At 40.8% G+C, this 12576-nt stretch carries 11 protein-coding genes; 9 read left to right on the top strand and 2 right to left on the bottom strand.

Translation table 11 applies throughout. From position 1 onward, the window contains the following. Window positions 1-64: 64 nt before the first annotated feature. Entirely contained in the window at window positions 65-1222 is a 1158-nt protein-coding gene (locus GSR62_RS05650; RefSeq protein ID WP_066023990.1) for an RNA-guided endonuclease InsQ/TnpB family protein, read from the bottom strand. Next, window positions 1197-1832 carry an IS607 family transposase gene (locus tag GSR62_RS05645; protein ID WP_066023989.1) on the bottom strand — a complete coding sequence of 212 codons (636 nt, stop codon included), beginning with the start codon at window positions 1830-1832 and terminating at the stop codon, window positions 1197-1199. The genes GSR62_RS05650 and GSR62_RS05645 overlap by 26 nt, the downstream gene beginning before the upstream one ends. Window positions 1833-2075: 243 nt before the next feature. Here GSR62_RS05645 and GSR62_RS05640 point away from each other — a divergent pair, with 243 nt between their 5' ends. From GSR62_RS05640 to thrS, 9 genes are all read left to right on the top strand, one after another. Beyond that, entirely contained in the window at window positions 2076-2519 is a 444-nt protein-coding gene (locus tag GSR62_RS05640) for a MaoC/PaaZ C-terminal domain-containing protein (RefSeq protein ID WP_035448109.1), read from the top strand. A 43-nt stretch (window positions 2520-2562) separates the two neighbouring features. Continuing rightward, window positions 2563-3264, top strand: a complete 702-nt coding sequence (locus GSR62_RS05635; RefSeq protein ID WP_035448111.1) for a Bax inhibitor-1/YccA family protein — start codon at window positions 2563-2565, stop codon at window positions 3262-3264. Window positions 3265-3358: 94 nt separating this feature from the next. Further along, entirely contained in the window at window positions 3359-6031 is a 2673-nt protein-coding gene (gene polA, locus GSR62_RS05630; RefSeq protein WP_066023988.1) for a DNA polymerase I, read from the top strand. A gap of 19 nt (window positions 6032-6050) precedes the next feature. After that, window positions 6051-6881, top strand: coding sequence for a DNA-formamidopyrimidine glycosylase (gene mutM, locus GSR62_RS05625; RefSeq protein WP_066023987.1), 831 nt, complete (start codon window positions 6051-6053; stop codon window positions 6879-6881). Continuing rightward, window positions 6878-7483, top strand: coding sequence for a dephospho-CoA kinase (coaE, locus tag GSR62_RS05620; protein ID WP_066023986.1), 606 nt, complete (start codon window positions 6878-6880; stop codon window positions 7481-7483). Before mutM ends, coaE begins: the two co-directional genes overlap by 4 nt. Window positions 7484-7500: 17 nt before the next feature. Continuing rightward, the gene (nrdR, locus tag GSR62_RS05615) at window positions 7501-7971 is read left to right on the top strand and encodes a transcriptional regulator NrdR (protein WP_004048072.1); all 471 of its coding nucleotides are present in this window, start codon (window positions 7501-7503) and stop codon (window positions 7969-7971) included. A gap of 17 nt (window positions 7972-7988) precedes the next feature. Further along, window positions 7989-9359, top strand: coding sequence for a replication initiation and membrane attachment family protein (locus GSR62_RS05610; RefSeq protein WP_066023985.1), 1371 nt, complete (start codon window positions 7989-7991; stop codon window positions 9357-9359). 17 nt (window positions 9360-9376) lie between these two features. Beyond that, window positions 9377-10306 (top strand): primosomal protein DnaI, encoded by a 930-nt coding sequence (dnaI, locus tag GSR62_RS05605; protein WP_004048069.1) that lies wholly within the window; start codon window positions 9377-9379, stop codon window positions 10304-10306. A 295-nt stretch (window positions 10307-10601) separates the two neighbouring features. Further along, window positions 10602-12554, top strand: coding sequence for a threonine--tRNA ligase (gene thrS, locus GSR62_RS05600; RefSeq protein WP_035448127.1), 1953 nt, complete (start codon window positions 10602-10604; stop codon window positions 12552-12554). The last annotated feature ends 22 nt before the right edge of the window (window positions 12555-12576 follow it).

Below are 12576 nucleotides of genomic sequence, written 5' to 3'. Positions count from 1 at the left end.
ACGAGAGGGTAATGACAGTGACTAACTCTTACAGTTTAAGGGTGTAGCCCACCCCTGTATTTTTTTAATTAATTAAAGCCAAAAGATTGTAAACCGCATTTTCATCTCGGTCCATAACACTTCCGCATTCATAACAGATATATTCGTTATGCTTAGTTCCATGCTTTAGGTTACCGTTAAGTCCGACTTTATCTGCACCAGTCTTAATATGACCACACTTAGAACAGCGTTGGGTGCTTGGATAATACTTATCAGCTAAGATAAGTTTCTTACCGTTCCAATCGCACTTATAACCCAGTATCTGTCTGAAATGACCAAACATTGAACGCTGTAGCCCCTTGGAAGCAACATGAGTCATCTGCATTTCTTTAACCGCCAAATCTTCAATTACGATCTTGTCGTATTCTTCAACTAATTGAGTTGTAAACTTCTGCATAATATCATGTTGGATATTAGCTACTTTGCGATAATCACGTTGCAACTTGGCTCTCGTCTTAACATAATCATTACTTTTAGTAGCTCGTTTCCCATTTACAACACGCTTTCTAGCTAACGTGCGTTGATAATGCTTGATACGCTTATATAAATGTTTTAGGTCATCTGGTAAAGTGTTGATCTTACCTTCCGTATAGTTAATGTGCCCGACATTGACATCAATAGCTGTTACATGGTCAGTTTTAGGCTTTGTTTCAATATTGACTTCAAAAGGTAAACTTGCCCAATATTTACCATTTTCACGGTAAATTGAAACAACTTTTAATTCACCAGTTAACAACTTAGCGCCACTCATGCGAATGTCATACCAATTCTTAATTCCATGTGGTTTATCCAAGCGCAACTTACCCTTAATAATCTTGGCACGGTCAGTTTTAAAACCCTGTCTAGTGGCTTTCTTTGATTTAAAACGTGGTTTACCCCAATCAACTTGTGCCTTATCAAAAAAGTTCTTCCACGCTTTATTTAAGTCGCTAATTGCTAGTTGTAAGCAACGGGCTGAAAAACGATATTGCCAATCAGCTTTATTAGCCACTAACTCGTTGCGAACCTTGTATTCATTTGGTCTGAGGCGCTTATCATCTAAGATCAATGCTTCTTCATACATATCATTCCATAAAGCCAAACCAGCATTCCAGCAATATCTGCGATAATCACACAAGTCATCTAAGACTTTCTGCATGGTTTTATTTGGATAAAGTCTAACTTTTTGGGTTCTTAACACCATTATTTTCACCACCTTTCAAAGATCTGTCGTTTTCTAGTTTATGCTTATATTTACGTAAACCATATAAACGACAGGAAAATACGTGTACAATACTCAACATATCATCAATCATTTCTTGCGTTGGACTAGTTTTAACATTATTCAATACCACAATCTTAGTATTATGTATTTTACATAATCGTTCAAACCACTCATAACCAAAACGAATAAATCTATCTTTATAAGTAATGTAAATCGTATCAATCTGATTATTCATTACTTCTTCTAGCAATTTATTCCACTTTTTTCGATTGTAGTTAAGCCCACTGCCAACATCAGTAATTGTTTCATCTAAAATGATGCCTTTAGCGTTAACGTATTGCCTAATAAAGTCAATTTGATTTTTTAAATCATCTCTTTGACTATTTGTTGATACTCTAGCATAGGCGACTACTTTGCGCTTGTTGGACTCTGATTTACCAATATAGTTTAAATATTGTTCTTCAGTATAATATCTTCGATTGGTGGGAGTCCGATATGCTTTTAACACACCTTTACTATCCCAAATTTGCAAAGTTCTGACTGTAACACCTAAACGTTCAGCCATTTCTTTCGGCTTTAACATTGTCATAATAACCACCCACTTTTACTTCTTTCCATGGTTTGTTATAACAAATTTTTCTACATTATTCTATGTTTTTGGTAACAGTTAACCACTCCAATTTTTTAAATTTTTATTACATTGTACCCAATACAATGCGTTGGAACAACAATTATCCTTAAATCTAGGTACTTTGATCCAGACCTAACGATTGAGCAAAAAGAAGTGGTATGCTATCATTAAGGCAGACCACTTAGAGGAAGGTGAAGCTATATGCCTGATGATGTGCATCGGCAGGGCAAAACGATCGCTGAGATCAAAGAAGGCGATTCATTGACTGTAACGGAAAGTATCTCAGAACGAGATCTGTTGATCTATTTGGGACTGACTAACGATAATAACCCACTGTATATTCAAAATGAATATGCACAAAAATTAGGGTACGCTGGTCCAGTTGTGCCCCCAGTGTTGTTGAGTGGGATCATTACGAGCTCAGTTTCAAAATTATTACCTGGACCTGGGAGTGAAGTAGTGAATTTTTCAGCTAACTTCATTCGGCCAGTCTATCATGATGAGATCGTCACATTCAGTTTTGAAGTGATCAAAGTTGATACGATGAAAGAAGTTGTGATGATCTCAGTTGAGGGTAATAACCGTCAAAATGAACGCGTTTTAGATTCAGTTGTCATGGCTCGGCCTCCGCGTCAGCAAGATTAGCTACATTTATAATTAGTTAGATAATTGAAAGAAGGAGAATTTTATGAATAACAATCCCGAAGTTTACGGTAATAGTAATGCTGGCTTGAACAGTTTCTTTACTAAGATGTATGGGTATATGAGTGCTGCAGTGGCAGTTTCGGCGTTAACGGCTTTCTTGGGTTCGTTTAGTCCGACTGTGATCCGGTTTATGAGTAATCCGATCGCCTTATTTGCGGTCTTTGGGGTCCAATTAGTTTTGGCTTACTCCATGTCATCGCTTAAGTCACAACGCTCACCATTAGTCAGTGCCTTAGGTTTGTTTGTCTTTGCCGGGTTGGAAGGTCTGCTCTTTAGTGGGATCTTCATCGTTTACACGGCCCAAAACATTACGAGTGCTTTTGTTTCCGCCTTTGTGATGTTTGCCGTTTTATCCTTTATGGGATCAACAACTAAAAAAGATCTCTCAGGGATCGGCCGCCAAGCTCGTGCAGCTTTGATCGCGTTTATCATCGTATCGTTGATCAACATGTTCTTGCAAAGCCCAATGATCACTTATGTCTTTTCCTTTATCGGCTTAGTGATCTTTGCCGGTTTGACAGCTTGGGATACTCAACGTTTACGTCAAATGTATCTTCAAATGGGTTCACAAGTAAATGTTAATAATTTGGCCTTGATGGGTGCTTTACAGCTCTACTTAGATTTTATCAACATCTTTATCTTCTTGTTGAATATCTTTACCGGTGCTGGTGGCGACCGCGACTAGTCAAACGAGTCTCTTCGACTTTTCGGAGAGGCTTTTTTAATTTCTACGAAAAATTTGTTAAAATAAAAGAAACTAGATAAGAGGACGGATCGATATGGCAGAAGATAAGAAAATGTTATTAGTGGATGGCAATAGTGTGGCTTTCAGAGCCTTCTTTGCGCTCCACAACCAATTAGAGCGCTTTGTCAATCATGCTGGGCTGCATACGAATGCGATCTATGGCTTTAAATTGATGTTAGACAAGATCTTAGGCGATGTTTTACCGAGTAATGTCTTAGTTGCTTTTGATGCAGGTAAAGTGACTTTTAGAACGAAAGCTTATGCTGATTACAAAGGCGGGCGTTCCAAGACCCCGACTGAATTGTCAGAACAGTTTCCTTACATCAGAGAATTGCTCGATGCTTATGGGATCAAACACTATGAATTACCCGAATATGAAGCCGACGATATTATCGGGACGATGGCCGCTCAAGCTGAAAAAGCGGGCTATCAAGTCACGATCGTAACGGGGGACCGAGATCTGACCCAATTGACGACTGATAAGACGACTGTTGCGGTGACGATCAAAGGGGTAACTGAGATCGAAGAGTATACGCCAGCTCATGTGATCGAAAAATACGGCTTGCAACCAGCACAGATCGTTGATATGAAAGGCTTGACGGGTGATAGTTCAGATAACTACCCTGGGGTGACTAAAGTCGGTGAAAAGACCGCGCTCAAGCTTTTAAAACAATACGATACGATCGAAGGGATCTATGAAAACATTGAAGCGATGAAAAAGTCTAAGTTAAAGGAAAACTTGATCAATGATAAAGAGATCGCATTTCAATGTAAAGATCTGGCGACGATCAGAAAAGATGCTCCAGTAGACCTAACTTTAGCTCAGACAGCGTGGCCAGGAGCTAAAAAAGAAGATCTGCTCAAGTTCTTTGAAGAGATGGATTTTAAGAGTTTTATCGCTCAATTACAAGCTAGTTCAACCGCCGATGTCAGTGCAGAGCCTACTTTGAGTAAATTAAAGGTCGAACCTTTGGATGCTGCTAAGGTCGAAAAGCTGGACTATGATAAAGATTCAGATATCAGCTTTTACCTTGAACTAAGTAATGATAATTATCATACAGCTGACTTTTGGGGCTTTGGACTTAAGATCGATGACCGATATTATGCAGCTAGAGATGTTGAGCTTTTGAAATTACCTAAGCTAAAGCAATTATTGGAAGATCCTGCGCTCGAAGTTGATGTTTTTGATGGCAAACAGACCTATGTAGCCTTAGAACGCTTAGGTATCGAACTAAAAAATATCAATTTTGACTTACTTTTAGTCTCATATTTGTTAAATACAAGTGATAACAGCAATGATCTAGGTAATTTAGCCAAGCGACATGATTACTTTGATGTTGAGACCGATGAAGAAGTCTATGGAAAAGGGGCTAAGCGCAAAGTTCCAGCTGATGATGCGCTATACTTTGAACATTTAGCACATAAACTCAAGGCCATCTCAGACCTAGAAGATAAGTTGATGAAAGAACTAGCTGAAAATGAGCAAGAAGATCTTTATTTTGAGATCGAACGTCCACTTTCATTAGTTTTAGCACAGATGGAGATCTCCGGGATCAAAGTCGACCGTGAACGTTTAGATATCATGCAAAGTGAATTTAAGGAACGCTTGAGTGAGTTAGAACAACAGATCTATAACGAAGCGGGTGAGAAATTCAACATCAATTCACCTAAGCAACTTGGGGTGATCTTGTTTGAAAAATTAAAATTACCAGTCGTCAAAAAGACTAAAACGGGCTACTCAACAGCTGTCGATGTCTTAGAAAAATTACGTGGGATGTCACCGATCATCGATAATATTTTAGCTTACCGCCAATTAGCTAAATTACAATCGACCTATGTTGAAGGCCTATTGAAAGTTATCGCAGCTGATGGTAAGGTCCACACGCGGTATACCCAAACTTTGACGGCAACCGGACGTTTATCGTCAGTCGATCCTAACTTGCAAAATATCCCGGTCCGGTTAGAAGAGGGCCGTAAGATCCGGCAAGCTTTTGTACCAAGTCATCCAGATTGGGAGATCTTTGCTTCTGACTATTCGCAGATCGAGTTACGGGTCTTAGCCCATATTTCAAAGGATCCGCATATGCAACAAGCTTTCAAGGATGATTTTGATATTCATGCTAATACTGCGATGCGTATTTTTGGACTAGATGATCCAAGTGAAGTTACGGCTAACATGCGTCGGCAAGCTAAAGCGGTCAACTTTGGGATCGTTTATGGGATCAGTGATTTTGGTTTGGCTCAAAGCATCGGAAGTACGCGTAAACAAGCCAAAGAATTTATGGAGACGTATCTAGCTTCATTTCCTGGAGTCCATCAATACATGCAAGATATCATTGAGAGTGCGCGTCAAAAAGGCTACGTTGAAACACTTTTCCATCGCCGACGGTACTTGCCAGATATCAAGAGCAAAAATTACAACTTGCGCTCATTTGCGGAACGGACAGCGATGAATACTCCGATCCAAGGGAGTGCAGCTGATATCATCAAAGTTGCAATGATCAATATGCAACAAGCCTTAAAAGATGCGGGCTTAGAAGCCAAAATGTTGTTACAAGTGCACGATGAGTTGATCTTTGAAGCACCGAAAGCAGAGATCCCTAAATTAAAAGAGTTAGTGCCAAAGATCATGGATTCAGCTGTTGAGCTGTCGGTCCCATTAAAGGTCGAAAGCGCTAGTGGTAAGACGTGGTTTGAGACTAAATAGTATAAGATGAGGTGAAAAAATGCCAGAGTTACCAGAAGTAGAAACTGTCCGTCGCGGTTTGCAAAAATTAGTTTTAGGTCAAAAGATCGCGCGAGTCGAAGTTTTATATCCTAAGATGATCGTTGGTGATGCTGACGATTTTAAAGCTAAATTAACAGAGCAAACACTTGAAAAGATCGAACGTCGGGGCAAGTATTTGCTCTTTAGGTTTACAAATGGCCTTACCGTTGTCTCCCATTTGCGCATGGAGGGTAAGTTTTATGTCAAAGAAGCGACTGATCCAGTCGATAAACATACGCATGTCATCTTTGATCTAGCCGATGGCCGGCAATTGCGCTATAACGATGTCCGTAAATTTGGGCGAATGCAATTAGTTCAAACGGGTAGTGAAGAAAAATTGCCTGGGTTAGCCAAATTAGGACCAGAGCCAGTGGCTGAAACTTTTAAAGTGGCTGACTTTTATCAAAAGCTACAAAAAAAGAAGAAAAATATCAAGACCGCCTTACTCGACCAGACCTTGGTCACGGGTCTAGGTAATATCTATGTTGATGAGGTGTTGTGGCAAAGTAAGATCCATCCTGAGACGTCATGTCAAAAATTGACTTTAGACCAAGCAACGATACTGCATGATAATATCATCACTGAATTAGCTAAGGCGATCAAAGCAGGTGGCACAACGATCAGAAGTTACACGGATGCTTTCCAAAAAACAGGCGCTTTTCAGTTCGAACTAGATGTTTATGGCCGGACCGATGAGCCATGTAAACGTTGTGGAACAAAGATCCAAAAGATCGTAGTGGGACAACGGGGCACGCATTTTTGTCCGCATTGTCAGCAGGTGGTAAAATGACATATATTCTAGGCTTGACTGGTGGGATCGGGATGGGCAAAACGACGATCAGTAATTTTTTACAAACATTAGATTTTAAGATCCTCGATGCTGATGTGATCGCCCGCCAAGTCGTTGAACCAGCGACCCTTGGTTTAGCTAAATTAAAAAAAACATTTGGATCTCAGATCATCCAAGCTGATCAGACTTTAGATCGGGCTAAACTCGGCAAGATCGTCTTCAATGATCCTAAGAAATTAGCTCAATTAAACCAGATCATGCAGCCATTGATCAGAGCTGAATATGAAAAACAGCTAGCTTTAGCTGAGCAAAAGGGCGATAAAGTAGTTGTGATCGATGCTGCCTTATTATTTGAAAATGGTTATGCAGATCATTGTGATGCAGTTATCAATGTTGAAGTTCCTAAAGCACTTCAGCTAAAACGGATCATAGAACGCGATCATTTGAGTGAGGAGGCGGCACTTGAGCGGATCGCTAGTCAGATGTCGGCTGAAAAAAGGCGAAATTTGGCCACAATTACAGTAGATAGTTCGGGAACAGTTGAAGAAACGCAAGCGCAAGTGATAAAATGGCTAAAGATAAATAATTTAATCGAAAATTAGGCAGCGAGGTAAAGATTATGAAGTGTCCAAATTGTCATCAAAATGGATCACGTGTAGTGGATAGCCGTCCCGCCGACAATGGACATGCCATTCGGCGCCGGCGGGAATGTGAAAATTGTGGTTTCCGTTTTACTACATTTGAAAGAGTAGAAGCAGCGCCACTCTTAGTTATTAAGAAAAATGGTGCTAGAGAAGAATTTAATCGTGAAAAAGTCTTGCGGGGTGTCATGCGAGCGGCTGAAAAACGGCCCGTCGCGATGGATGAGATCCAAAATATCGTCGATCAAGTCGAAACAAAGATCCGGGCAGTCGGCGGGAATGAAGTTTCGAGTCAATTGATCGGTGAATATGTGATGGAGATCTTAGCAAATGTCGATGATATCGCCTATATCAGATTTGCGAGCGTCTATCGTGAATTTAAAGATATGGCATCTTTTGCGAAGGAATTGCAAGACTTGATGGCACGTGACAACGAAAAAAATAAGTAGTTGGGGGATGTTAGGCGATGAGTGAAGGATTAAGGCAGATGTCGCCTAAGGATGGTTACGTCGTCAATACTAAAGCCCATATCGGTTCGACAGAGTTCAAAGTCATTTTAAAGCTCTACCAACCGTTGATGGGGGTCAATGCTTATGGTGTTTATTCACTATTAGCGACTAAAGTGGCTCAAACACCAGACCTGTTAGCCCGCCGGATGCATAAAGAGTTATTGGATATTTTGAGTTTAGGTTTGCGCGACTTTTACGAAGCGCGGATCAGATTAGAGGCCCTCGGGTTATTGAAGACATTCGTGCAAAAAGATGAACTTGGTCAAGTGTTTATCTATGAGTTACAAGCTCCTTTGAGTGCTGAGGCTTTCTTTAAAGATGATCTCTTGAGCATGCTTTTAGCCGATTCATTGGGACAGACCCAATATGATGAGTTAAAACAAGAATTTGTCAAACCAGATCTCACGTATGCTAATGCCAAAGAGATCACCAAGTCGCTACTAGATGTTTTTACGGTGAAAAAAGATGCATTACTCAAAAATTCACAGGTAAAAGCGATACCTAAACCGACTAAAAATCTCGTCGATTCAGTCGAAGTCGATCTGGATGTAGAATATTTAAAAGAGCTTTTAGCCCGATCTTTTGTACCCGCAACTGAGATCAGCCGTTCACTTGAGACCTTAAAGTCGATCTCTTTGTTGTATGGTCTAGATGAACTAGAACTCGTCAAATTGCTCGAACAAGCACTAAATGTCAAAGATGATAAAGTCGATCTTGAGCTCGTCAAAAAATTAGCCACACAGCAATTTGATCGGCAATTCAAAGAGATAACACCTAAAGAGTCGAAAGTGACTGAACCAGTTGATCCGGCGGTGAGTGCGGAATTGACGCAAACTGATCTAGCGCTGATCGCCGTTTCAAAACAATATCTACCTTTGGAATTCATCGAAGAACTCAAACGGCAAAAGCACAGTTTTGTGACGAATTTAGAGCGTTATACGGTCAAAAATCTAGTTGAAAAGCAAGTTTTACCTAATGCGGTGATCAATGTGCTCCTGCACTATTATTTGATCGCGCAAAATAATACGATGCTGGAAGATAAAGTCGCTAATCGCTTTACCAAAGCTGCAGCTAAGTTGGCTGAAAAGAAGATCCAGACCCCAGAAGAAGCCATGCTTTATATGCGCGAGGCTAACCAAAAAGCACGAGAAAAGCAGAAACAAAAGCAATATTATGGGCGTAAGCAACAAGTCGTGCAAAAAGAGACTTTGCCGGACTGGGCTAAGACAAAAGAAAATAAAGCTGTATCTAAACCGGCTAAAGAGGATAAACAGGCCTTGAATGCTGAGATCGATGAATTGTTAGCTCAATTGGAACAAAGTGAATAGAAAGGCAGGTGGCTAGGATGGAAGATCTAGGGAAAAACTTGACGGAGCGGATGCAAAAAAACAATTGGAACCAGCGTTATCAAGAACTGATCGCTGAGATCTTACAAGATGATGAAGTGCGGACTTTTTTAGCGGAAAACAGTCAAGTCCTGACGGAAGCTGATGTGATGAAAAGTGCCAGCAAGTTATATGAATTCGTAACGCTAAAAAAACAGCTAGCTCAAGGAAAACAGACCTTTGCACCCGGATACCTACCGACACTTGCGATCAGCAATCATCGGATCGAAGTCGTGTATGTGCCGACCGCAGAATTAAAAGCTAAACGTGAACAAAAAGCCCTAGAAGCTCGTGTCAAGACGATCAATTTACCGCGTAGTGTTCGTCGGGCGCAATTAAAAGATTACGAGCGTAGTGATGAGCGGATGGAAGCTTTAAAAGCGGCGCTATCTTTTATCACTAGTTATACCAAAGCACCAAAAGATTTTCATAAGGGATTATACCTCGAAGGCAGTTTTGGAGTCGGTAAGACCTATCTTTTGGCGGCGATCGCTAATGATCTAGCTAAGCGAGGTTACCAGACGACACTGGTGCATTTTCCATCATTTGCGGTTGAGATCAAGGGCTCGATTGGTAAAAATCAGACAAATGAATATATCGATAATTTGAAAAAAGCTCAAGTTTTGATGATTGATGATATCGGAGCTGATTCTTTGAGTAGCTGGCTTAGAGATGATGTTTTAGGTGTTATTTTGCAATATCGGATGCAAGAAGAATTACCGACATTTTTTAGCTCGAATCTTTCGTTAGAACAACTAGAGCAACAATATTTGACTGTCAACAACCGGGGCGAAGCAGAGCCTTTGAAGGCCAAACGCATCATGGAACGGATCAAATTTTTGGCTGATGAGTATCATGTTGTAGGAAAAAATCGCCGAAATCCGGAATAATGACTTGAAATTAAAGAAGTTTCGTGCTTAAATAGAAATTACATTAAGTAAAAGACAAACGGCAAATCAATTCAGGGAAAGAGGCCTTTGACTGCAAGTCTCTTAAAGAGGAGCTTACCACTTTTATCACGATAGCCTACTGCAAAGGTAGGACGGCTCGTTTCCGTTATCGACGATCAAGAGAGGGTCAACTGACCTTGAAATTGGGTGGAACCGCGTTAAAGACGCCCCTAGTGTTAAATGTAGCACTAGGGGCGTCTTTTATGTCTTGGTAAAAATCAAGGAGGAACATATAATGTCAGAGATCAATGTTAAGTTTCCAGATGGTGCTGTAAAACAATTTGCAGCTGGAACAACAACACAAGATATCGCAAAGTCTATCAGTATCAGCTTAGCTAAGAAGTCTGTTGCAGGTAAATTTAACGGTAAATTAGTGGATTACAACGAACCTTTAAATGAAGATGGTACGATCGAGATCATCACTAAAGATTCTGATGAAGGGATGAACGTGTTATGGCAAACAGCAGCTAATGTTTTAGCTAGTGCTTTGCATAGCCTTTATCCAGAAATGAAGTTTGGTCAAGGTGAAGCTTTAGAACATGGCTTCTTCTTTGATACAGACAATGCAGCTGGTCAAGTGGCCGAAGCTGATTTTGAAAAGATCGAACAAAAGATGCAAGAGATCATCAAGCAAAACTTACCGATCGAACGTGTTGAATATACGGAAGAAGAAGCTTTGCAATTAGTTGCCGGTGATCAATACCAAACTGAATTAGTCAAAGAGATCGCTGCCGATAACGCAGGTAAAGTCGTAGCTCACAAGTTAGGTGATTTCAATGATTTCTCATTTGGACCACAATTAGCTTCAACTGGTGCGATCAAAGTGTTCCAATTGCTTTCAGTGGCTGGTGCTTACTGGAAAGGTGCTTCAAGCAACCCAATGTTACAACGTATCTACGGAACAGCCTTTTACAAGCAAAAAGACCTTGAGGCTGAATTACAACGTCGTCAAGAAGCACGTGAACGTGACCACCGTGTGATCGGTAACAATTTAGACCTCTTCTTTGTTGATCCTAAAGTTGGGGCTGGTCTCCCATACTGGATGCCAAATGGGGCAACGATCCGTCGGACGATCGAACGCTATATCATCGACAAAGAAGTTGCTCGTGGCTACGAACATGTTTACACACCAATTTTAGCTAACGTTGATCTTTACAAACAATCAGGTCACTGGGATCACTATCGCGAAGACATGTTCCCACCAATGGATATGGGTGATGGTGAATTACTTGAATTGCGTCCGATGAACTGCCCATCCCACATTCAAGTTTACAACCACCATATCCGTTCATACCGTGATCTTCCATTGCGTATCGCTGAACTTGGGATGATGCACCGTTACGAAAAATCCGGTGCTTTGACAGGTCTTTCTCGGGTACGTGAAATGACATTGAATGATGGTCATACTTTCGTAGCGCCAGATCAGATCGAAGAAGAATTCAAGCGGACACTTCAATTGATGGTCGATGTTTACAATGACTTTGACATCAAGGACTACCGTTTCCGTTTGAGCTACCGTGATCCTGAAAACACACATAAGTACTACGATGATGATGAAATGTGGGAAAAATCCCAACGCATGCTCAAAGCAGCTATGGATGATCTTGGCTTAGATTACTTTGAAGCTGAAGGCGAAGCTGCTTTCTACGGTCCTAAATTAGACGTTCAAACTAAGACAGCTCTTGGTGGGGAAGAAACACTTTCCACGATCCAATTGGACTTCTTGTTACCAGAACGTTTCGACCTCAAGTACACAGGGGCTGATGGTGAAGAACACCGTCCAGTTATGATCCACCGTGGTATCGTATCAACGATGGAACGTTTCACAGCTTACTTGACAGAAATGTACAAAGGTGCTTTCCCAACTTGGTTAGCTCCAAAGCAAGTTGAGATCATTCCAGTTAAGAATGAACTTCACTTGGATTATGCGCGTCAATTGATCTCAAAATTGGGTGCACACCAGATCCGTGTAAGCATCGATGACCGAAATGAAAAGATGGGTTACAAGATCCGTCAAGCACAAGTGATGAAGACACCATATACTTTAGTTGTTGGTGACCAAGAAGTAGCTGACGGCACTGTAACTGTTCGTAAATACGGTAGTGAAAAGACTGAAACAATGACTCAAGATGAATTCAGAAACCTTATCTTGCATGACATTGAAACTTACAGCCGTAAAGAAGACTAAGCATAACTAGAAAAAGCCTGGC

Source organism: Ligilactobacillus animalis (genome assembly GCF_009933595.1).
GTDB classification, from domain to species: domain Bacteria; phylum Bacillota; class Bacilli; order Lactobacillales; family Lactobacillaceae; genus Ligilactobacillus; species Ligilactobacillus animalis.
The sequence above is the reverse complement of the archived record's forward strand: the minus strand, read 5'-3'. Positions and strand labels throughout refer to the sequence as shown.